A 24,018-nucleotide genomic window follows, 5' to 3' on the forward strand; every position below is an offset into this window, starting at 1 on the left:
CACCCTAACATACCTCGACAGTGCCGCCAGATTAGTATAAGAGCCTTTTTGCTACTCACAATCACTGATGCTTGAGGATTTTTAAAAGGTAGCCTTTATGTCTATTTTTGATCATGCTGACAAAACCTATATCACCCTCACTCCAGAAGGTGTATTTGAAGCGTTTTCACAAAGTGAGCCAACCGCGATGCAGCTGTCTTTGCAAGCGCTGTTGTCCTATCGTGAAACCATGCTGGTATCGACGTGGCTTGAAGAATATCCCGAACTGTGGCTCGATGGCTTTGTTGAGCAAGGTTTCATTGAAAAACTATCCACCTTTTTACCAGCACCCAACTTGCCTCTGGATCAGTTTTTGCCCTATGTGGTTGCCAGCTTGTCAGGCAAACGCCGTGCGGCTATTGCCTCAGATGATGGATTTTGTCTGGCACGGATTGGCTATAGCCAAGAAGAGGCCGACACCTTGAGCGTGGCAGCAGCAGATTTTTCAGGCTTTATGCAGCGCCAAAAGCAGCGCGGCTGGTCAGTGGGTAGCCGCGCTATTTCCTTTTTTGAACAAGTCGATTTATTGGTTCCTGAAACCAGCTTTGTGTTTTTGTGGATTGATGACGCTGGCTATGCGGTGGTGATTGATGGTGAGCCATTGACCAACAACCGCGCCTTTGTGGAGCTGATTTGGGGCATCAAGACCTCAGGACTCAAGTTTGCCAGTTAATCATATTTTCTGATATCTATATGGCGTAGACAGCGATTGTGCTGATGCGCCAGCTATGACTTAGCCGTAGCCGCCTGACACTGTTTTTATTGGCTACTGACCATCATACCTCCCTTCTTTTCTCCTATGTTCACCACTGTCTCCTACTCCTTTTGGGCGGCTCTATTCTATGTTGCTACCCGCGTAAGTAGAAACGCGTGCAAAATAACAATACTGGCTGCACAACTGCGGCATACTGGCTGTGTCTATATGCTCTGTACTTGTGCGCCATTGCTGGCACCGTAGCACTGACAGTACTATTCTTGATTGTGGCATAGTGCCAAATTTTGCATCTTTGCCCATTTTTAGGATAGGTTATGACTTCGCTGACCACTGTACGTGTGCGCTACCAAACGATTGAGATTGGTGATACCGACATTCACCTTTGTACTTTACGGGACAACCAACAATTTAGCGACCCTGATGACGAGGCATTAAAACTGGGTATTTGCTCTGCCTCTTGGCCGCTGTTTGGTGTGGTGTGGCCATCGAGTTTGGTATTGGCCAATCATATGCTTGATTACGATATTGCAGGTAAGCGCATTTTGGAGGTGGGTTGCGGCATGGCATTATCAAGCTTACTGCTCAACCATCGTCATGCCGACATCACCGCTACCGACTACCATCCGACAGTCGAGTATTTTTTAGATCGAAATACGTCACTTAATAATAATAAAGACATTCATTTTGAGCGTTTAGACTGGGCTGAAGACAACAGTCATCTTGGCCGTTTTGATATGATTATTGGCAGCGATTTGCTGTATGAGGATCAGCATGTGGCTATTTTAGCGGCGTTTATCGAACGCCACGCTAACCCAACCTGTGAGATCATCGTGGTCGACCCTGGTCGCGGACGCAAAAATAAGCTGACCAGTAAAATGACAGATTTTGGCTTTAGTAGTGAGCACGTCAGACCAATTGATACCTCTTATCTGGATTTACCGTTTAAAGGCCATATTCTCACCTTCTCTAGAACCTCGTCGTCTGAAACCCGCACAGATTAACCACTCTGAGCAGTAAGCCCCTGCCACTGCTGCCGAGTTATTTTGTAAAGTACATGCTGCGCCAGCCGATGATCAGCATCAAGCATGTGGTGATAAAAATTCTCCTGCGTATCTGTCATGCCGATGCTCTGCATGATCAGTTGTGAGCGCTGGTTGATCACTGCAGTAAAGGCCACTACCTCATCAAGCGCAAGCTCATTAAACGCAAACTTGAGCGCCGTGCGCGCTGCCTCAGTCGCATATCCAAGTCCCCAATAGTCCTTATGCAGCCGCCAAGCAATCTCAACAGCAGGAGCAAATGGCATGTCAGCATGTACCGTATTCAGACCCACCATACCGATAAAGTCATTATTTTTTTCTGAACCATTTTTTCGACTGACTGCCCAAAAACCCCAGCCATTTTGCTCAATCAGCGTTTGGCATTTTTTAGCAATTTTATCACTTACCGTAGCGGATAAAGGATTGGGGAAATAGCGCATCACATCTGCATCAGCATTCATGGCAGCAAAAATGGCAAAATCGCTTGCCTGCCACTGGCGTAGATACAAACGCTGGCTCTCTACTATAGATGTGGTCATGGGTTATATGTTCACCTTATATTTCAGATCATAAACATCATCACCTGTCATACCACGAAAGCCCCAGCAATGTGCGGGTTGCTCTTTGATGGTGATTTCAACATCAATAGGCGCAATACCCAGTTTGGTGTCAATCTGTTCAAATAAGGATTTGATCAGCGCTTTTTGGGTCTGTGCTGTCCGCCCTTGCATCATGTTGATTTCAATCACTGTATAAGCATCACTTCGATCACTGGGATAATAAAAATCGTCTGCTTGTAACGGTACAAAACGCTGGGCTTTTTTGTCTTCAGGTAGCCCCAGCACTTGCTGCATACAACTATGAATCACGTCAGACAGCGCTGGCTTGATCGGATTGAGCCGCTCGGCAATACCATAAACCACAATCATACCTGTCTCCTAAATAAAAAAATCCTCTATGGCTAGAGGATGATCTGGGTTGTCCATTGCCATCACCTATTGGGCATATACTTTACCAATAGTCAGCAATAGCACTCTAATAGTTAGGGCATATCCCTAATACAATAGCTTGATATTGTTCTTGAGCTGTTTAAGTACACGTTGATACTGCGGTGCGCGCACGGGTAATTGGCTAAGTCTGCCATAACTCAGCTGACGATAATCTTGTTTGATGATGCTGATGTGTTGCTGTATGTCATTACCACTATCATCAAACTGCTGAGTGAGACGCTCAAGCCATGCCAATTGTCCTTCATCAGTACGACGACTGAGGCTGGTATCACGCTTGCCTAAACGCTTAGACAGGCGGATTAATGGCTGATCAGCAGGATGCCAACGCTGGCGGCGACGGTACCAAATCATGAATGCAATGATGGCCACCACCGTAATAAACAATCCAGCCATCCATGCAATTTGCTGCATGATGGAGCTGATGTTGAGCCATTTTAGTAGCGAACCTGATTGTTTGTCTTGGTCATAGCCAACGACGTCTTTTTGCCAGTAGTAGCTGGCTTGGTCGGATAGTCGGCGTAAGGTTTGTAGCATTTGATACTGCTGATAACTAAGCTGAGCACCAGCCCCATCACCAAACATAGCAGCGCCTTGGGCTTGAGTGAGTGCGTTCATACCTTGTTCGACGCGGCTTGGCGCAACAAATGACGTCGGGTCAACGCGTACCCAGCCCCGACCCTCAAGCCATACCTCAGACCAAGCGTGCGCATCCATTTGCCGCACTTCCCATACCGATCCGCCACGGCCAAGCTCACCGCCTTGATAACCTGCCACCACGCGCGCTGGAATACCTGCAGCGCGCATCATAAAGGTAAAGCTGGATGAATAATGCTCACAAAACCCTGCTTTGGTATTGAATAAAAAGTCATCAATACGGTCGGCGCCCAATCGTGGTGGTGACAAGGTATAGCGAAACTCTGTCTGATTGATCCAGCGCTCAAGCGCTTGAATATAGCGTACGGGATCTGACTCTGACTGAGCAAAAAGCTGCTTGGCAAGTGCACGCGCTTGCGTATTGCCCTCACTGGGCAAGGATAAATTAATGCGCCGTGTCTCTACATCCAGTTCGTTATCAATACGCATGGGCAAAAAACGCAACCCATCATAGCGTAGCTGCTGCGTAATAGGCTGCTGCTTTAGTAACGTAAAGTTGGAAGTAACCGACACATCTTGGCGATCAGTGAATGGATAGTCTAGCCCGTATAGCCAGCGCTGCTGCGTTGGTTCCAAAATAACTTGATATCTCTCAGGTTCGCGCTGCACGGCTTCTGGCACTGTTGCAAATGCCTGCTTAATCCAAGCAGGTGCCGTACGCCCTGCGGTCCATAGCTGCATGGCGCTGCGATTTGGCCGCCACGTCACCCCATCAAAATCACTAAACACCAAACCGCGCCAATACAGTTCACTCTGTGATGGCCGCTGACCCGTAAACTCAACTCGGAAAGCCAGCGCTGTTGACTGGCTCAAACTGGCAAAGTCGCCAGGTGACATACTGTCTGAAACGCCTGTGGTCGCTTGTTGCCCTGACAGCTGTACCGACCAAAGCGGCGGCAGTCGCGGAAAAAACAAGAACAGCACCACCAAAAGTGGCAGTGCTGACACGCCAAGCACCCCCAAGGTGCGCAAACGACCATCACCCTCTGTGTTGCCATCATCATTGAGTGCAATAAATGACAGTAGCACAATCACGGTCCCAATGACCACTTCAAGCGTTGTCAGTAGTCCTTGATCCATCAAAAATAAAGCAGCAAGGACAAACAATGACAAGTTGAGCACCACATAAGCATCACGGCGCTTGTATAATTCCCAAAGTTTGCTAATCAGGCACAGCAATAAAAATGCCACGCCCATATCCAGCCCAAAAGCGGTACCATAAGTAAACCACAGTCCTGCCAGTCCCAGTAAAAACCCTGTCATCTGTACGCCCTGATACAAGCGTTTTAGCGTGCGTACATTTTTGAATGTGGCTTTAATACGTGGCAGCTGCGCCATCATACTGATGATGGCAAATCCGATCAGCCATAATGGTAAGTGCGCGGCATGCGGCGTAATGACCACCACCTGTGCCAGCAGCACCCAGTAATATGCTGGTAGTGACAATAAGGCTCGATACCATGCCTTGCGCGGGTTATTTTTCTGAGCATTGCTGGGCTGGACACGCCCTACTGCCAGCTTTTCAAAAGGCACATAAGCTTCTGTATTCAGGCCTGATACAGATGGGCGTTGATCGGTATTTTTGGCAGATTTTGAAAGTATCGTCATGGCGCTTTCGCCAATCTAAGCAGACAAGCTTGCACGAATGGCTCCCCTTGCCCTGTGGTCATGGCATTATCCGCTGGCAGTTGCATCTGAAAGGGCACTTGTGATTGACCCAACATCATGACGCCATAAGCCATTTCAGACAGCTTTTGCTCATGATGCGCGGCCGGCATATTCTCATAGGCAAGGTATTGTTCATGACCGATAGGATCAACAAAATGTTTGGTGAACATTCCCTGCCCGCGTGCGACATGCGCCCATGAGACTCGCGCTAATGACTCACCTTCGATATAATGATCAAGGCGGTCAAAATCGTCTTGTCCCTGAGCATACTGTCCTCCTGTTGGCAGATCATCATTGCGTGCCGCAAGATATTGCGGCTGCCAATCAAAGGCTACCGGTTTGGGGTAAACCCAAGCCGTACGTGCAAAATAAACATATGACCAAGCGCGCATGATACCAAGGGGATAAACCGTTTTGATTTGAAGACGCGGCAGTTCAAGCTCACCGCGTTGATTGGTATAAATCGGCAGGCGAATGACGTGCTCATCATCAAGGCGTGGTAGCAAAACTTGCATGTCGGTCTGATCATTATCTTGTTTGGTGCTGACTGCTTTTTTATTTTTATGAGTGGAGTCGGCATCTGTATCGCCCACCAAGCGGCTGGGCTGATCGAAGCTAAAGCGCAACTGACGACGTGGCTGACGGCTACTACTGCGTACTTGCAAGGTCACCCAAACAGGTGCACCCACTTCCGCCATCGTCACCTCAAGCAGTTCTACTTGTAACCCTGATATATGGGCAAACGTCACATGAAAGCTGATAAGCCAAACACTGGCCAAATAAAAGCACAAACCGAGAACTAAGTTATTGCCATAATTAACACCAGCAATAAAGGTAATCATCAAGAGCAGCGCAAACAAGCCACCTTCGCGACTAAAAAAGATATAAACATTACGCAGGTTAAGCGTGGCCTGATCGCTTTTTGGCGCGCGCTTGGCAAACCAACGTGCGAGCATGTCCTTCGATGGTTGTGATACGCGGCGCGTAAATACAGTCATAACCCCATCACCCCCTCAGTCCACCTGTGACAGCCAACATGCTCATCTTATATTACCGCCACGTCAGCCATAATACGCTGAGCAATGGTTGGCGGTGACTGCTTTTTGCCTACATGAGCAGGCAAAAAGCGCTGACCAACGCGGTGATCAGTCACCGCTGCAAACACTGCTTGCACGTCCTCTGGTGTCACTTCTTGGTGTCCTGACACATAGGCGTAAGCTTGGGCGGCACGCTGCAGTGATAGCACTCCGCGTGGTGATAGACCATGGTGCTCTTGGCTGATTCTGGTTTTGGCAACCAAGCGCTGTAGATAGTCGAGCACCACGTCAGCCACATACACCTGTCTGACATTGTGCTGCGCCTGCTGTACTGCATCGGTATCTAGTATGGCATCTAAACTATTCAGCAGCTCACGGCGGTCTTGCCCTTGCAGTAGCGCACGCTCAGCAGCAGGCGAAGGATAACCCAACGACAGACACATCAAAAAGCGATCCAGCTGCGACTCTGGTAACGGATAGACGCCTGCTTGCTGCATTGGGTTTTGAGTGGCAATCACAAAAAATGGCTTGGGCAGACGATACAACGTACCATCTTGGGTCACCTGCTCCTCTTCCATCGCCTCAAGTAGCGCGCTTTGGGTTTTGGGACTGGAGCGATTGATTTCATCTGCCAAAAGCAGTTGAGTAAAGATAGGGCCTTTACGGAACTCAAAATCAAGCTTAGCTTGGTTGTAAATACTCATGCCCAAAATATCTGCAGGCAACATATCATTGGTAAACTGCACTCGGTTAAACGACAAACCCAAAAGCTGCGCCAGACCTTGTGCCAGTGTGGTTTTACCCATGCCCGGTAAGTCCTGTAACAGTAAATGCCCACCTGCCAGCACACAGCTGAGCGCCAGTTTCACCACCTGCGATTTATCCAGTACGATACGGTTGAGCTGCGCGAGTAGCGTAGCAACTTGCTGCTGGTTGCTCAGCGTAGAGGCGGTACTGTTAGTCTCGCCAGTGGAGGTTACTGGTGTGCTTCGATTGTGGCTTGAGGGCATCATAAATACGAACTCTTTTTATTATTATCTAATGATGTTGTCAAATAGTGCCAGACGCTCATGATCAGCTATTGATCGTATAGGCACTATTTATCTGTATTTTCAGCTGACGGCTGGGGTTCTGGTATGGCTCGTAGCGTCGACAAATAAGCAATCACATCCGCGCGCTCTTGTGCATCTGGCATAGGGTCTGATAGCATTTTTGAATTCGGCAATACTTTTGTCGCATCCGCAATATAAGGGTCTAGCGTTTGGGCATCCCATATCCATTCTGAAGCTATCAGCGCTTCGCTATAGTCATAATCTTTGAGACTAGCAGCAGGGGCTCCGTATACATTCATCAGCTGCGGACCTTTTTTGTTGTGACCAGGGTTGAGTTGATGGCACTGGCCACAAGCATCCTTATAGATGAGAGAGCCACGATCGGCGTCACCTTGGGTATAAGGCGGCAAGCTGACGGCGGCGCGGCTGTCAGGTGGGGTATGCTCACAGCCGCTTAATATGGTTAACGCCAATAACACACTGCTATATCTTAATGCATACTTTTGGAACATGGTTTTTGACTTATGGGTTAGTAATATATCGGTATAATGGTTGATATGCGCATCAAGTCAGTTACTTGTCAGAAACGACATGCATGGTACTGCTGGGTTCTTCAAGATAATACCCTTGTAGGTAGCGCGCGCCAACACTCCAAGATACTGACATGGTCGCTGCATCTTCGATATAAGGCATGAGTACATCAATCTTGAGCTCGTTAGCGCGTGTGATCAGCGCTTTGACAGTATCTAAGTTATCCGCGTTATTAATCCCTTCCACATAATTTCTAGACAGTCTGACCATATCCGGTTTGACAAAATCGGCAATTTCAATGGATTTGGCCGAATTACCAAAATGATGAATGCTCATTCGACAGTTGATATTATTTAGCGCCGCAAATTGTGATTTGGCCATTGTCATATGGTTGGACACATCTTGCTCATTAAACTGTAACATCAGGGCACCTGCCTCGCCTCCGATGGCATTAATCAACTGACTGGCCACCGCTGGTAGCTGCTTGTCAGTTAGTGATGCACTGGTCAATTGCACCAATATACGCGCGGTAGGCTGAGATTTTCGTACTTCGTTTAATCGCTTACACGCATGGATCAGTACCCAGCGATCAATTTTTTCACGTAAATTATGGGTTTTCGCGACCGCCATGAAATGATCAGGAGTCAAAACGGTCTTATCAGTATCTGATAGCGGCAGACGCAGATATACTTCAAAGAAATCACTACTGTCAGTATCGATGTCATATATGGGCTGGAACTGTAGCTCAAATTGATTGTGAGTAATGGCATTGGCTAATGCTTCGGCAAGCGCTGCATCATCACTATTGGCATGCTCATGAGGATCGTATAGATGATAAGCGTCACCTGTATTTTTTGTTTCAATCCGAATACTATTAATCGCATCAATGGCGCGCTCAAGCAGCACTTGCGGTTCGGCAGCGTTGGTTTCAACTTTGACAATACCAATACTGGCTGTGGTTGAGGTGGTGCGCTTATCAACCTCAATCAACATACTTCCAATACGTTCACGGATACGCTCAGCCGTATCTTTTAGTGCTTGAGTGGTTAGGTTTTCAACCAAAATGGTAAATGCCGTGTCACTAAAGCGGCTGACGTGCCCCTCTTCAATCATCTCATCAAGCAAGTAACCCACTTGTTTAATGGTAGCATCAACGCCTTGTAAACCTAAACTACTGCTAATTTTACCAATATTATCCAGTTGAATATAAAATAAACCGGCACTGGTTTCTCCTTGCTGTATCTGCTGATATAAGCGCTCAAAGTATTCTTCAAAACCGCGACGATTATTGAGCCCCGTTAAGCTGTCTTGACGCTCAGCTTGGGCCAGTTTTTTAGCAATCTCAGCGCTACTATTGGTATTTTGCTGAATAATAATTTGCGTGACAGGCTCACCCTCTAAGGTCGCAGCGGCCAATTGTAGTTTGGCCTCAAACGTAGTGTCATCAGTACGGCGGCTCTCAAAATTAAATTCCACCTGATCGCGGCTGCCTTTGTCAAACTTACGTAAGAACTGTTTAAAAGCCTTCACATTATCACCGCCTGCAATCAAATCGATAACAGGCACGCCAATAATCTCACTCATCGTTTTAAAACCAAACAACTGCAAGTACGGATCGTTGGCGAAAATATGAATACCCTGATCCAGATATGCAACTGCACTTTTGGAGTTTTTGATGAGGATATTGGCGCGCTGCTCTGCTTCTGACAACACGTAGCGCAGGGTTTTTAATTGACGACGTGCACGCAAGTTGGCATGCTGCAGACAAATCGCCATTATCACTTGGGTTTCTTTTTCTGCCAGCAATGCTTTGACCATGGTGCCATCAATTACGGCAGGTAAGCCGTCTTCATTACGGCCAGTATGGGCCATATCATCATTCATCAAGCAAATCATGGGGAGGTCAAGCTTCTGTTCTTGTACGATAGCTACCACATCAGTAAACCCCATATCATAGGCTTTGCCGAATATCAGTACATCCCACTGATGGCGCAGAGTTTTTAATAATTCCTCTTCATCATCTAAAAAACCTAAGTTGACCTGATCATAATAAGCAGACAGTAAGCTGACCAAGCGTTCGGCATATAGTTGATCTTCATCAATAACCAACAAATTAAGCAATGTTTTCTTTTGCATGGCAGGCCTTTTTTAGATTTCGCTTGCAATATAAGATAAGCGTGATTTAAGTAACATAATGTGTTAGATAGCACCGTCCCACAGTTCAATACAACCATGAGTAACGCGTCATATTTTTTACACAATGAATTAATAACCAATGGCATGGTGCCACAGAGTACTTAATTTTATCAACATTTGCTACTGATATCACACAATAGCACAATCATCCTGCTGAGCATAAAAGCAACAGATGATGATAAATAGCTGATATAAGTCATCAGCGCATATGATAGCGTTTCTACAAGACCTTATAGTTGTACCACTTCATATTGTGTAAACCGCTCTGTGGACAGCAGTCTACGCTGTAATCTGAGCGGTTTTTGCTTGTCGTTTAAACGTACCAACACTCGGTCATTAGCTTTAAACTGATAAGACGGTACCAAAAGACTACACGTTGTTTGCAGGGTGTCTTCACGAGCAAGCAACAGAGCTGGTACGAAACGCAGGCTGCGATTGTCTCTATCAACTAAGCGCAGCGCACAGGCAGTTGGTGCATGACCAAGTATTTGAGCTTCCGCTTCAACCAGTTGCTCATCGATATTAAGCCAGCGTACCACACCAAGCGCCCAATTCTTTTTGATATCTTCTGGGTGCGGACTCAATAGAAACAAGCTCATACTCTTTAGTCGTGGCGGCGCTGTGTCCAATAGGTTTGTTTTGGGGTACCGACTATTATCCTCATCTTCTGGAGCCGTCACCGCTTCAAAGATGTCTGTTAATTTTGGTGGCTTAACCGATAAGTCCTTGGTAGGCGTACTGTACTTGTCATTAACTTCATCACAATCAGACATATGGGCTATGCTTGGCTGCGCGGCTATGTCCTGCGCCGTCAGCAAACGCAGCGTTTTAAGTGAGGCGGCGGCATCAGGATGGTCCGGCAGCTCTATTTCTAATATGGTCTGCTTGCTTTTTTGCTGCGGCGCCGTATCGTAAATGGGCAGATGCTCAGCGGGCAAGCTTTGCGGCGCAATTAAATTCATTAAGCTACGATCACCCGCCACACGGTAGTGAATATTGCTAAACCCAGTGATGACCGTTGCCCGCTGCTTGATCTTGGTACTAGATAACGCAGTCACTTGTCGTGAAATATAGCGATGTGTCAGCGCCATAAGCACCTCTACAACCAAGCGATACTCATTCGCCTTTTCATGGTTATTCATTAACGTTTCTTGGTGCTGGCGTAAATAGGTGGTCAGTGGCTCAAGTTCAATAAACAAACAATACGTATCGGCTTTGTAAGGATTGATCCGTGTGGCCGTGGTCAGATATTCAGGCTGATTATCGCTTTCTAAATCGACAAATAAGCGCGTACGCGTTTGTGGCTCTAGCGTGGCACGGACATGTGCTGACCATTCGGGTAACAGACGCTGAGCCAGCAAGATATTGGCGCGGCGCATGGCAACCACATTGAGCAGACTATGCAAGCAAGCTTGGCTATAAAGATCATGAATACAGGTTGCCTGCCTATTCATCACTTCTAAGGTCAAATCAGCATGGGTCAACTGGTGCAAGGAGGCCAGACGATATAAGCGATTGAGCGCTGACCATATATATACAGGGGGGCGCTGATAACAAATGGCACTTTCAAACAGTAATTTTTGGTATGCAAGTAGTGAATGATAGATCGCAGCGGCCAAAGTCACTGGCAATACTGGCTCTGAGCGTATAAAGCGCTGCCACACACGGGTGCTGGGTGCATGCTGTTGATAATCAAGCGCCGCACGCTCCCGTCTTATCACCCCATCGTAAACCATGATAATCAAATAATATAAGGATTTGACCTGATCCATATCATGTAGCTGGTCATCACTCAGCGATTCGACCTCATAAATATAGCGCTTACGCAAATTAACTATCAGTCGATCAGCTGTACCCATCACGATGCTCATCAAGCGCAATCTTTTTTTATCATCTATGTCGCTAATGCTCAGCTTGGTCAGTATGGTTTCTAATTGCTTAATCTGCTCAGACTCTGCCTGCATGGGCAAATTGGCCGTCCATTTGAGTAGCTGTGCATCTTCTACATTGCCTATATCCATCGTGTGCAGAGCCGAGCGCTCATTGGCAGGTGGCTCGGATGATAAATAAGACTGAAATGACGATAAAGTAATCATAAGACTCCCCGTTAGCAATTTAAAATAGCCTAACAACCCCATACAATGAGTGAACGTTTAGTATGCCGAGCTCCTTCATACCACGTGATACTCGATATATGGTCGTTATGTCTTGCACTAACGACCCCCCAATAATACATCTGGCAAAAATTGTCAGATTAGGATTAATCACAACTAAGAAACAAATGCTTACTAATAAACTGAGATATGTTACCATACTAAGTTTATCAAAATTTATAAATTATCGTATATTATAAATGTCAACGGGCACTTTAAATGGCTTATTTGGTAATTCTCTGACCAGTTTTGGTATCAAATATCCTGGTAACGAGGCTAAAAGCGACCAATATAGGTCAATAGCCGTATTTTCATCGATGTCAAAATGGGCGGCGCCTGCGACTTTATCCAATAAATGCAGATAATACGGCAATACTCCTGTAGAAAAGAGCCGCTGACTGAGCGCCACTTGTGCCGTCACACTATCATTCACGCCTGCAAGCAATACCGTTTGATTCAATAGCATCACATCTGCTTTTCGCACACGCTGGAGCGACTCGGCAGTTTGTACATCAATTTCATTGGCATGGTTGCAGTGGATGACCATCACGATCTGGCAGCGGCTTCTCGCCAGTCGGTCAAGTAGCTCATCATCAAGACGTGCTGGAATAACCACAGGCAAGCGAGTATGTAGCCGAATGGTACTGAGCTGTTCAATTTTTTCTAAGGTATCAAGCCAAGCAAATAAACGCCGATTGGTCACGCTTAACGGGTCACCACCACTTAAAATCACCTCGTTAATTTCAGGATGAGCAGTAATATAATCGATAATCTCAGCCTGAGCACTGGCCGTTGGCATATTGCTGTGATAGTCAAAATGCTGGCGAAAGCAATAACGACAATGTACCGCACAAGCACCCGTTAGCGTTAGTAGAACGCGCGACTCATATTTGTGCAACAAGCCTTTGGTTGGATTGTGCGCATGTTCAGCCAGTGGATCTGCCACATATCCGGTCACTGCTATTTGCTCACGCTTATCTGGCAACACTTGCTTTAAAAGCGGGTCTTCGGCATCTCCAGCTGTCATTTTACGCACAAAAGCGCGTGGTACTCGCAGCTCAAAGTGAGTTGGCAAGTAAAGAGTGGGTTTTAGTGCTTCAAGATCGAGTATTTGTAGCAACTCATCCACCGAGGTGATGGCCTCGGATAATTGCGTTTGCCAGTTTTTTTGTGTGATTAAATGGTTTATCATGACAGCCTAATACGTGCGCCTAAAAACGACATTATACGCCGTTATATGCCGTGCTATCAAAGTATGCCCACCAAACATCGCCATAGCTGATGACATCAGATCATATGGTGCACTATTACCTTCCTTGACAACCCCTAGGAGTCTTTTGTGGCAAGTTTTTCTACCAATGAGTTTAAAGCTGGATTAAAAGTAATGCTGGATGGCAATCCTTGCGCCATCATTGAAAATGAGTTTGTCAAACCTGGTAAAGGGCAAGCGTTTAACCGTGTCAAACTGCGTAACCTACGTAGCGGTAAAGTGCTTGAGCAAACCTTCAAATCAGGTGACAGCTTAGAAGCAGCTGATGTGATGGACACAGAAATGAACTATTTATACAATGATGGTGAGTTCTGGCACTTTATGCATCCTGAAAGCTATGAGCAGTTGCAAGCAGATAAAGCGGCGCTTGGTGATGCGGGCAAGTGGTTAAAAGACGACAGCAATGCCCTATGTGTCATCACTTTGTTTAACGGTGTGCCATTGTCTGTCACCGCGCCAAATTTTGTTGAATTGAAAATCACTGAGACCGATCCAGGTGTCCGTGGTGACACGTCAGGCGGCGGCGGAAAACCTGCCGTATTAGAGACTGGTGCAGTAGTACGGGTGCCATTATTCGTCCAGCAAGGTGAAGTAGTCCGTGTAGATACCCGTACTGGCGATTATCAGACGCGTGTTAACTAACCCAGATTACACTCATTATCCTGCACAAAAAAGCGCAGTCTCGTTGATGGTGACTGCGCTTTTTTTTGGGTGCTATTTAGGGCGTGTCATTAATTAGCCCATTAAATCATTTAGCGGTCTTAAACTGGCTAAATCTTTTATCTAAAAACAATCACATTGAACGCTTGTGCATCAGCCAGTACTGTACCAACGCATTGAGCTGCTCTTTTTTGAAAGGTTTGGTACAGTAATCCTGCATGCCTGCATCTAGGTATTTTTCACGTTCTCCGTCCATCGCATTGGCCGTCAGTGCAATAATCGGCGGCAAGATGCTCGGATCGTAGGTTTCGTGCAGCTTAATCGTCGCCTGCATCCCATCCATGATGGGCATATGATGATCCATGAGAATCACATCATAAGTCTCAGGATTCTCGGCAAAAGCTTCAATGGCTTTTTGTCCATCCGTGACATGTGTCACGGTATGACCGCAGCTGTGTAAAGCCTTTTTGGCAATCATGGCATTCACACTGTCGTCTTCGACCAATAAAATATGTCCAACATCTTGGGCAATAGGCTCAGGGTCAATACGATCAGAATATTGCGTCACGTCAAACTGTGATTGCTCAATCGTAGGCAATGGCAATAGCACCTCAAAAGTGGTGCCAAAGCTGACTTTGCTTTTGACCCGAATATCACCGCCCATCAGTTCAACCAATGATTTGCAGACCGACAGACCCAAACCTGTGCCGCCATAAAGACGATGGGTAGATTTGTCAGCTTGGCTATAAGCATCAAAGATGGCATCGAGGGATTCAGGTTTGATACCCACACCCGTATCCGAAACGGAAATAGAAATCATCTCTTCGCATTCGTTTAAGTCATGATCGTCGCTACCTAGCGTGCAATAAGCCCATTTGCAATACAAGGCATGATTGACCGTAATACTAACGCGCCCGCCCTCGCGGGTAAATTTAATGGCATTGTTGACCAGATTGGCCAAAATTTGTTTGAGGCGAACAGGATCGCCTTTGACATAAGAGGACAGCTCTTCAGTATAATGATAATCCAGCGTCACGCCGCGCTGACGCGATTTTGCCGCAAACAAATTGATCACTTCATTGCACAACTCAGACAAATCCATGGGGACACTATCAATCGTCATCTTGCCTGCTTCGACCTTAGAGAGGTCTAAGATGCCATTGATAATGACCAATAAATGCTCGGTTGAGACTTTGATATTCTCCACATACTCTTGCTGCTCACGGCTAAGCGGCGTTTCATCCAGCATATCGACCATGCCCATGATGCCATTCATCGGTGTGCGTATTTCATGGCTCATATTGGCCAAAAATTCAGACTTCATGTCACTGTCTTTTTTGGCTTGGCGCTGCTGTTTTTGTAATTGCAGCGCATCCCCTGCCATGGCACCAAACTGTTCGAGCAACTGCTTTTGCTGATCGGTAAAATCATGATTGGGCTTGGTATCAATGACGCACAGCGAGCCTAGACGATATGTTTGATGCTCCTCGCGCAAGATAATCGGTGCGCCAGCATAAAAGCGAAAGAAGGGATGTTCAGTAACTAAAGGATTGTGTTTAAAGCGCGCATCAAGTGTCAAGTCTGGTACGGTAAACACCTCATTGGATAGCACCGTATAGTTACAAATCGCCATCTCACGCGGTGTCGTGCAAATATCATCCAGCCCATGAGGAGACTTGAGATACTGAGTTTCCTCATCCATAAAAGTAATGGTCACAATCGGCACATCAAAAAACAACTTGACCATCTCAGTTAAGCGCGAAAAGGCAAGCTCATTGTCATTGTTGAGCACATTGTATTCCCGTAGTTTAGCGATACGAGCTTTTTCATCCATCGCTATAGGGTAAGAATAATTCGGCATGTGGTTCTCCCTCAATCACCGTAAGCTCGTGTTGGCAGCATGCGATGTCAGCAGCTGCAGTGTTTCACTCACCATTATCATTGCCACAACTGAAGTGACCGTCACCGCAGACCCATATCCACCACAATGCAGCCCACCGCTTTGACAACTTTTATTCACTTTTGGCGGTTCTGTCGAATATACACATCGGATACCAAACTTTTCTTTTAAGGCACTATTGATGCCTTTTTCGTGACGCAGTTTATTGCGTAGTCTCGCCAATAGTGGGTCTTGATAGCAGTCTTTTAAATCACTGGTGGTGATTTGTAATGGATCTATCTTACCACCTGCGCCGCCAGCACAAATCAATTTTAGTTTATTAAATCGACAATGGAGCGCAATAGCAACCTTTGCCTGCATGTCATCAACACAATCTAAGATGATCATGGGCCGATTGGCACGCGCCGCTGTCTTTGCCATCTCGCGACTGGGCAATAGCGTCGCCACATTATCAGGTGTCAAAAAGTCATCGACCAAGTTGACCTTTATACGTGGATTGATTTGGGTCATCCTATCTGACATAGCCGCAATTTTACTTTGACCAAAATTGCTATCAAGAGCAGGCAGTTGACGGTTAACGTTGGAAGCAACCAAAACGTCCAAATCAATCAGTGTCACTGTACCGACTGCAGTACGTGCCAGCGCCTCTGCGACCCAAGAGCCGACGCCACCCACGCCAATAACATAGACATGTGCGGCAGCAAATAGTTCACAGGTGGCTTCGCCATATAAGGTCTGTGTCCCTTGAAAGCGGCGCTGGTACTGGTCGTCATCAGCTACGGCACTCACGGCGGATGACACGGCAATATTGGGTTGATGGGTCATAGAAATGGCTGGCTCTTATAGTCGGAAATAATGATACTGCCTTAGCCTAGTATCATTGCTCTTGGTTGTGGAACATACTTATGCTTTATCGCTGATTTTGGCTGATGGATAAGGCCATGCCATCTGTAATGCACAGCAACTATTATGCCACAACTGCAACGCGAGGTCAGCTGCTGGCAGAGCTAATAACTCACTTAAACTCGCTAAGACCCAAGGCAGATTGGCAGGGACATTGCGCTGGGGCCTAGACTCGGTGGGCGCTGCATTTTGACACGCCATCGGCATCATATCAGGACAGTCCGTTTCAATCACAAGACACTCTATGCCGTACGTTTCCACGGCTGCTTGGATGGCCTTGCGCAGCTTTTTGGCGTTTGGGTTGGTGACTTGACCTGTAATGCCCAGTTTGAATCCCAATTTGACAAAGGCTTTGGCTTCTTGCACACCGCCACTAAAGCTATGCGCGATGCCGCCAAGCTTTTGAGCATCGTAAGCGTGCGCTTTTAAAATGGCTAGTGCTTCAGCATGAGCCTTACGAATATGCAGCATCACTGGTAATTGGTACTGCACTGCCAGATCAAGTTGTGCGACAAAAAATTGTTGCTGCTTGGCAAAGACCTCGGGCTGTTTCATGGCTGGGGTATAAGTATCTAGCCCAATCTCGCCAATAGCAAGCGGACGCCTGTCAGTTATCAATTGCTCAAGCTGTGCAAGATTTTTTTCTGTATGCTGCTCAATATAAAAAGGATGCAAACCTAGCGCAATATGACTCTGGGGTGCATACATGGTATCGGATTGTAGCGTCTGCTGAGTGTGATACAGCCGCTCAATATGCTGATAGACATAGCCAACCAGCACCAAATGATGGACACCTTTTGCACGTGCTTGCGCCGCTTGTAATAGCCGATCATCATCAAAGACAACATCATCAAAATGGGTGTGGGTGTCAATCAATGGCATAACCTCAGACAATACAGTCAGGTCATGAGCAGATCTATTCTCAGTCATCATGATGGGATATCCAAAATCAATCGATTCGCGTTTATCGATGGTTATTGGTAGATAAATCAAGTCAATATTCTGCAATTTAACACAGTCTCAGGTTCCCGAATGACCAGCGCTTTCTGGGCTTGTGACCATGTAACGCGGCTTGATCAGTGGCTGAAGTAAGCCATAAGGCACCATTAGATCTACCGCCTCTGTTTGCACCTCGAGCAGCTCACCTGCTTGATAGACCATATGCAGTCCTTGTTCGTCCAAATACCATTGCGAGGACAACTGCAGTGGCCAGTCTTTAACTTGATCAGCTGCTACGCCCTGTTCAGTGAGCCATTTTTTCTTAGTATGTTGAAATGTGTCTAGCAGCATTTCTGTATCGACGTTAGGTAACAGAATATCACGAATGGTCAATTGCAACTGTTTTTGCATATCAAGCATGACATAACTGAGATAATGACGCTGATGACCGCCGTGCTGCTGCGTGGCGTGGACAACCAGATAGCCAGTATCCGCCTTGTCTGTCTGCTGTTGTGCATCGCTGGAAGCGTTCAGTATCAAGTCAGTGTCGATGCGCTGATACATGGGCAATGTGGGCACCGCCTGTTCACTATACGCCACTTGGTTAAATAACATTGAGACAGTTTTTTTGGCTACTTCATCTTGACTGGCCAGCGGGGTTTCTGGTGCCATGACGCGTGCGATGGTTTGCCACATGATGCTATTTAACCACGGCTGTGCTGGCTCAAACTCAAGAACATTGAGCTCAAAATACTGACAATCGGCTTGGTCGCCCTCACAGCTACGCTGCTTGGCAATGGCTTGATGGGTAGAGACATCAATGGTGCGGCGCGGACTATTGATCTGGGTGTCCGTTTCAGAGGCAGGCGCCGTTACTACTGGCGCGACGATGGCGGCAAGCGCTTCAGACTCAGCGCTTGACTCAGCTGCCTGATTGGCTTCAGCGTCCGCCTGCTGCTCAAACATAGATCTTGGCTGCGGCTTACAAGCAACCAGAGCCAATGCCGTCAGCATAAACAGCACGGCTCTATAGCTGGCGGCTCGCGATGTTGTACCTACGTATCTTGAGTGCTTTTTCATAGTGGTGATAATCACATACCTTGTAAAATAAGCACGCCCACCACTCATGGCTGGGCGCTTGGCATACTTTATAGATAAACTATCACAAAATCAGCGCACCGTCGTATATTTAGCAGGGTTGTTTGTGGTTTTTACGTGATTGTGGCGTTGCGCCAGCGCTATTACATAGATGATAGCTACTGCGTCTGGGGATCAATAGCAGCGCAGCACCCACTAGGCTTAAGGTCAGCCATTTTTTAGCAGCTGCCTTTTTCTTGGATGACACTTGCTCGCCAACTGGCGGCGGCAAAGTGCTAGATTTGCTGGTAGATGTCATCATCAACTGGCCCTTCATACATTACTTGCTCATCAAACCTAAAACCCATCAGCATTAAGGCTCAAGCGGATAAGTATTCATACCACTGGTGGGATTGTCGATTCTGGTAAAGCTCGGGCGTTTGGTAGTCGGCTTGGCTGCTTGATCGCGTTTGGGCACCAATGGATTCAGCGGCATCAGCTCGTAATCTTGACTGACGTCACCGTCCCAGCCTTCTGTACCGCTCAGCGGCAACTGTTTGATAGTGCCATTTTTATCAATAACCAATTGCATCACGCGCATTTGGTTGTATTTGCGCTCAGTGATACTGGCGACGGCACCGCCATCACGCAAGATTGTCGGCTGCAAAAAGATAATGAGATTGCTTTTTTCTTTACTATCATCATCGGATCGAAACAACCGACCAATCACGGGCACATTGCCCAGACCGGGGACTCTTTGTTGGCGCGTGGTGGTGTTATCACGCATTAAGCCACCAAGGGCGATGGTCTGCTGATCATCGGCCAAGATAGTGGTGTTGATCAGGCTTTTATTGGTAATCAGGCCATTTGAATTACCAATACTGCTGGGCACGACGGTGGACACTTCTTGCGACACTTCTAAACGTACGGTGCCATTGTCACCAATATGCGGAATGACATTTAAGTTAATACCCACATCTTTACGATCAATGGTCTGAAATGGATTATTTGAAGAGTTACCACTGGTGGTATAAGAACCAGTGACAAAGGGCACATTTTGTCCAACTAAGATGCTGGCTTTTTCATTATCCAGCGTCAGGATAGATGGCATAGATAACAAGTTGGCACTGGTAGTCGAGTCAAGGGCCTGCAAGATGGCACCATAAAACTGCTCGTTACCGCTGCTGTCTTTGCGGCTATCACCAATACCAATCAGTGCGCCTGCAATAGAGGTTGCCGCATCACTGATGGCAAGAGGGCTGCCACTAAGGGCTGCCGCGGCCAGACTGGTGGCGCTGGCGCCTACGTTATTAAAATTGACCACACCGTAGCCACTATTGGCATTACCAAGCGCCCATTGAACGCCCAGCTGCTTGGCATCATTGCCTGAGACTTCGACGATTGCCGCCTGAATGAGCACTTGAGCGCGGCGATTATCAAGCTGGTTGACCGCCTCTTCTATTTCGACCATCAGCTCAGGCGCGGCATTCACAATGACCGAATTTTGCGTTTCATCAGCGATGATACTAAAAGGTCGACCTCCAATACCTGTACCCGACCCGCCTGCACTACTGGTCGATGTGTTGGCGGCGATACCTGAAGCGGCACTGGGGTTATTGGTTAGCGCTGCAGTAGTATTGCTACCGCTCTCCAGCGAGGCCGACTCTAAGGTCGATGTCGCACCTGTACTATTAATAGACTGGTTGGCCAGTAGGCCGCGTAACATATCGGCAATATGGCTGGCGCTGGCATATTTGAGACGAAACACGCGCAGACCACTCAGGCGCCGTGTTGGCGTGGTATCGAGCTGATTGACCATCTCTTGGACTTTGGCAATCATCTCAGGACTGCCTTTCACCAACAGACGGTCACTGGCACTATCAGCAATGACTTTCAATTGGTTGTTATTTGAACCTGCCCCTGAACCCGTTCCTGCACTGCTGACCAGCGCACTGATCAGATCCATCATGCGCTCAGCATCAACGTGACGTAGCGTAATCACACGCAGGCTATCATTCACATTGCTATCGAGGTCACGAATCAAAGCCGTCAGCTGGTTCAGGCTATCGGCGCGGTCTGACAATACCAAAGCATTGACACCTGATACAGCAGCAGCATGAGCCGACTGCGGCATCAGCGGTCGAATCACACCCAGCACCTCTGCGGCTTGGGTGTTGGTCAGATAAATCACTCGCGTGGCCAGTGCTTCACCCACGGTATCGCCGCGTAGATCCACGTCAACACCCGATTGCTTTGCCACGTTATCTGGCACCAGTTTAATGGTCGTACCTGACTCAATCGCGGCAATGCCATTGACCTGCATCACACTTAAAAACAACTGGTAAATTTCATCGCGAGACAACGCACGGTTTGAAATGACGGTCACATTACCATTGATACGCGGATCAAGGACAAAGTTTTGATCAGTGATGGTGGCAACTTCATTGATAAACGCCTTGATATCAGCGTCTTGTAAATTGACTTTCCAGCTCTCAGCATGTGCCAGTCCCGCTGCCGCTGCCCATAATGGCAATGCCAAGCATAGCGGACGGCACAAGCGCATCAGGCGCGGCACGATCTGTTGTAACGGGCGTACTGAAAATTTATGCAAACTTACCATGGTCATAGTTACCCACTGTGATGTCGCTCATTGCGATATAAAATCGTATTGCGCTATTGATGGTAGCCATATAGGTCGCATCAAATAGCGCGTTAACAGGGTTGCGGCAGTATGCTAAAACTGCTGGCGAACAGTGATGACTTGATCACCACGCTGAACTTCAATCTGCGCTTCACCTGATTGCTGTATTTGTTGTAATAACGAGGCGTCTTGAGTAGGGTTGCTGCCCACATTTTGTCCATTGACACTCAAAACACGGTCGCCTGCTTCAAGCCCTAGACGACTACGCAGTCCTGATGGCATCGCGGCGGTGACCTGATACCCCTCTCCCGATGCCATCACCCCCATTCGGCTCAGATAGCTGGCAGGGTTGTCCTGCAGCGCGGTCACTGCCTCTTCAATCGCTGAGTTAGGGGAACTGTTAGATAATGCATCACGGTTCTCACCGCCTGTGCCGCCATTGGGCAGCGATGGCGTGGGCAACGTAGAGGGATTCATCATATTGAGATTTTTTGGGGTGTTTGGCAGGCGCTGATTGGCGACTTGATTGCCTACGCCGCCGCGCTGATCCAGCATCATCGCATCTGCCATACTGATTACCGTTTGCTGATCGGCGGCATCGGCAATAATGGCTTCATTCCAGTCAACAGCAACCAGCGTGTAGCCGCTGTCTCTTAATGGATCACCAATACGGTAGTTTTTCACCTCACCATTAACGTCTAATAAAGCAGAGGACAGCGACTCTGGCACAGCCAGCATCACCCCTTTAAGCAACACATTGGGCGGCGGCGCGATAGAGGCGGCGTCAGGCACAGCATCAGCAAAGATAGTAAACAGACCGCTACTATCACCCATTTGAGCACTGCTGTTTTGTAACGGCACTACAGGTAATGCAGGCGGCAAAGGCGGCGCAAGTAGCAACCAAAGCAGTCGTGCTGCTGTCCAGCATAGCCAGATGGTGGCGGCCAGTAGCAGCCACGCTGCACAGCGATTGACCATATCGATAGCTGGTTTGAGACTATTGACCACTGTTGTCATGGCGTGCGCCCTAGCCCTGATAGCAGCGGCTGACGGACACTAACCACTGGCGTATCTTGCGGGGCTTGGCCTTTATATTCAGGCATATTTTCTAATAAGCGCTGGGTTAAACTCACATCGAGCATGTTATCACCATCAATATATAGATCGCCCAGTCGTTTGTCTTGATTGTTGAGTAAATTGATATGCAGCAGGTTCAAATTATTTTTCTGCTCCGCGCTCAGCTCAGCACGCAGTGGCGGCATGGTGAGATAAAAAACCTTACCGCCACTTGGATAGCCAAGCTCGCCGCCAACCCAAGTGAGTTGACCATCCGCAGCCACAAAGCCAGCAGCGGCTGATTCTGTAGCAGAGTGGTGTTCAAGCGATACCCCGTTGACCTGAATAGGAGCGCTCGGCAGCTGCCAATTGACTATATTGGTCAGCGTCTCAGGGGCAACTTTGCCGTGCAGTTCATCGACTTGCCAACTGTTGCGGCCGATATTGACCTGCCCATCCAGACGCGTCTGGCCTGTACTGATATCAACATCCGCGCCCAGTTTACCGAGGAATAGTTGCCACGGTCGCCATGACCAATTTGCCGCGCCTGTCAACGAGGCTTGGGATATAGGCAGCTGCCAAATGGCAGCGCCTTGCCAGACGTTACCAGACACATGCTGCACATAAGGAGACTGCGGTGCGTACTTTTCTACCACCCACGCGGCTGGCATTTGCAACAAGGTAAACAACGAAAACAGCAGCAGCCCAACGAGCCACCACCGCTTGCGCGGGCGCTTATGAGACGCAGCAGACGTTTGGGTCACAGCATTATCACTCTTTTATCAGATAAAAACGCCATTATCATAACAAACAATGACCTCAAGATGACAGTAAAAAAGCCAGTATCTCATACTTAGATACTGGCTTTTGTTCAATCAATCAGCGATATATCAGAACTGGCCTATCAACTCTCGACCCAGTCCTAAGTATAATTATTATACCGCAAAATCTTCGATATCATGACCGGCTTCAAGTGCTTCAACCAACCAAGTTGGTTTACGGCCACGACCTGTCCATGTTTCTTCACTGTTTTCAGTGTTGCGATATTTGATATTGCGTTTTTTCTCAAGGCTCTCACCCGCCTTTAAGATGTCTTCAATCGTGCTGTTGGCATTTTCAGCGATTTGCTCAAATTGAATGTAGGCTTCATGCAAACGCTGGTGCTGTTTTTGCTCAATCAATTGCTGAGCATTTTCAGTGATGGCGCGTAGCTCGTCTACATTCAAGCTGTCTAGATCGATTGCATTACTCATAGTAACCTCTTTTTTTATTGGGTAGGATTTTAAAAATGGTGTGATGGTTTTTGGCGACTTGCCAAACCATACAGACAGTACGTTTATTTGTTAGAAATATCACATGACCGACACATCATGATAAAAATTTATCATCAGACATTGTCTAACCACTTCAATATTGCATTATAAACACTACAGGTTAGGCAGATTAGCATAATTTTTTATAATAATGAATATTTAAA

General features: G+C 47.3%; 21 protein-coding genes. 3 read left to right on the forward strand and 18 right to left on the reverse strand.

All coding sequences use genetic code 11. The features are described 5' to 3' along the window. The first annotated feature begins 97 nt into the window (after positions 1-97). Positions 98-712, forward strand: coding sequence for a hypothetical protein (locus ACFI32_RS05525; protein ID WP_462625512.1), 615 nt, complete (start codon positions 98-100; stop codon positions 710-712). A gap of 356 nt (positions 713-1,068) precedes the next feature. Then, entirely contained in the window at positions 1,069-1,755 is a 687-nt protein-coding gene (locus tag ACFI32_RS05530) for a class I SAM-dependent methyltransferase (protein WP_462625513.1), read from the forward strand. On the opposite strand, the gene ACFI32_RS05535 is transcribed toward ACFI32_RS05530, so the two are convergent. The 9 genes from ACFI32_RS05535 to epmB form a co-directional block, all read right to left on the reverse strand. Further along, positions 1,752-2,333: a GNAT family N-acetyltransferase gene (locus tag ACFI32_RS05535; RefSeq protein WP_462625514.1), complete on the reverse strand. Its 582-nt coding sequence runs from the start codon at positions 2,331-2,333 to the stop codon at positions 1,752-1,754. The genes ACFI32_RS05530 and ACFI32_RS05535 overlap by 4 nt on opposite strands. A gap of 3 nt (positions 2,334-2,336) precedes the next feature. Continuing rightward, on the reverse strand, positions 2,337-2,723 hold the full coding sequence (locus tag ACFI32_RS05540; protein WP_462625515.1) for a tautomerase family protein: 387 nt from the start codon (positions 2,721-2,723) through the stop codon (positions 2,337-2,339). 126 nt (positions 2,724-2,849) lie between these two features. Continuing rightward, positions 2,850-5,066, reverse strand: coding sequence for a transglutaminase TgpA family protein (locus ACFI32_RS05545; RefSeq protein ID WP_462625516.1), 2,217 nt, complete (start codon positions 5,064-5,066; stop codon positions 2,850-2,852). Then, positions 5,063-6,124, reverse strand: coding sequence for a DUF58 domain-containing protein (locus ACFI32_RS05550; RefSeq protein WP_462625517.1), 1,062 nt, complete (start codon positions 6,122-6,124; stop codon positions 5,063-5,065). Before ACFI32_RS05550 ends, ACFI32_RS05545 begins: the two co-directional genes overlap by 4 nt. 47 nt (positions 6,125-6,171) lie before the next feature. Further along, positions 6,172-7,173 (reverse strand): AAA family ATPase, encoded by a 1,002-nt coding sequence (locus ACFI32_RS05555; protein WP_462625635.1) that lies wholly within the window; start codon positions 7,171-7,173, stop codon positions 6,172-6,174. An 86-nt stretch (positions 7,174-7,259) separates the two neighbouring features. Then, positions 7,260-7,727, reverse strand: coding sequence for a c-type cytochrome (locus ACFI32_RS05560; protein WP_462625518.1), 468 nt, complete (start codon positions 7,725-7,727; stop codon positions 7,260-7,262). Positions 7,728-7,788: 61 nt separating this feature from the next. Next, positions 7,789-9,882, reverse strand: coding sequence for an EAL domain-containing protein (locus tag ACFI32_RS05565; RefSeq protein WP_462625519.1), 2,094 nt, complete (start codon positions 9,880-9,882; stop codon positions 7,789-7,791). A 290-nt stretch (positions 9,883-10,172) separates the two neighbouring features. Further along, on the reverse strand, positions 10,173-12,038 hold the full coding sequence (locus ACFI32_RS05570) for a hypothetical protein (protein ID WP_462625520.1): 1,866 nt from the start codon (positions 12,036-12,038) through the stop codon (positions 10,173-10,175). A gap of 241 nt (positions 12,039-12,279) precedes the next feature. Then, complete coding sequence (gene epmB, locus ACFI32_RS05575) at positions 12,280-13,287, reverse strand: EF-P beta-lysylation protein EpmB (RefSeq protein ID WP_462625521.1); 1,008 nt, start codon at positions 13,285-13,287, stop codon at positions 12,280-12,282. Between the two features lie 147 nt (positions 13,288-13,434). On the opposite strand from epmB, the gene efp reads away from it, so the two are divergent. Then, positions 13,435-14,007, forward strand: a complete 573-nt coding sequence (gene efp, locus ACFI32_RS05580) for an elongation factor P (protein ID WP_462625522.1) — start codon at positions 13,435-13,437, stop codon at positions 14,005-14,007. A gap of 151 nt (positions 14,008-14,158) precedes the next feature. On the opposite strand, the gene ACFI32_RS05585 is transcribed toward efp, so the two are convergent. The 9 genes from ACFI32_RS05585 to ACFI32_RS05625 form a co-directional block, all read right to left on the reverse strand. Beyond that, a complete protein-coding gene (locus ACFI32_RS05585) occupies positions 14,159-15,886 on the reverse strand; it encodes a GAF domain-containing hybrid sensor histidine kinase/response regulator (protein WP_462625523.1) in 1,728 nt (575 codons plus the stop codon). 15 nt (positions 15,887-15,901) lie between these two features. Further along, positions 15,902-16,750 carry a tRNA threonylcarbamoyladenosine dehydratase gene (locus tag ACFI32_RS05590; protein ID WP_462625524.1) on the reverse strand — a complete coding sequence of 283 codons (849 nt, stop codon included), beginning with the start codon at positions 16,748-16,750 and terminating at the stop codon, positions 15,902-15,904. A gap of 78 nt (positions 16,751-16,828) precedes the next feature. Beyond that, a complete protein-coding gene (locus tag ACFI32_RS05595) occupies positions 16,829-17,758 on the reverse strand; it encodes a TatD family hydrolase (protein ID WP_462625636.1) in 930 nt (309 codons plus the stop codon). Positions 17,759-17,848: 90 nt separating this feature from the next. Next, entirely contained in the window at positions 17,849-18,847 is a 999-nt protein-coding gene (locus tag ACFI32_RS05600; RefSeq protein ID WP_462625525.1) for a hypothetical protein, read from the reverse strand. 109 nt (positions 18,848-18,956) lie between these two features. Beyond that, on the reverse strand, positions 18,957-19,166 hold the full coding sequence (locus ACFI32_RS05605; protein ID WP_462625526.1) for a hypothetical protein: 210 nt from the start codon (positions 19,164-19,166) through the stop codon (positions 18,957-18,959). 51 nt (positions 19,167-19,217) lie between these two features. Further along, positions 19,218-21,464, reverse strand: a complete 2,247-nt coding sequence (gspD, locus tag ACFI32_RS05610; protein WP_462625637.1) for a type II secretion system secretin GspD — start codon at positions 21,462-21,464, stop codon at positions 19,218-19,220. A gap of 114 nt (positions 21,465-21,578) precedes the next feature. Then, positions 21,579-22,502, reverse strand: a complete 924-nt coding sequence (locus tag ACFI32_RS05615; protein WP_462625527.1) for a PDZ domain-containing protein — start codon at positions 22,500-22,502, stop codon at positions 21,579-21,581. Beyond that, complete coding sequence (gspN, locus tag ACFI32_RS05620; protein ID WP_462625528.1) at positions 22,499-23,305, reverse strand: type II secretion system protein N; 807 nt, start codon at positions 23,303-23,305, stop codon at positions 22,499-22,501. The genes ACFI32_RS05615 and gspN overlap by 4 nt, the downstream gene beginning before the upstream one ends. A 171-nt stretch (positions 23,306-23,476) precedes the next feature. Beyond that, positions 23,477-23,794: an H-NS histone family protein gene (locus ACFI32_RS05625; RefSeq protein ID WP_462625529.1), complete on the reverse strand. Its 318-nt coding sequence runs from the start codon at positions 23,792-23,794 to the stop codon at positions 23,477-23,479. Between the last annotated feature and the right edge of the window lie 224 nt (positions 23,795-24,018).

This window comes from Psychrobacter sp. PSi21 (genome assembly GCF_054960615.1).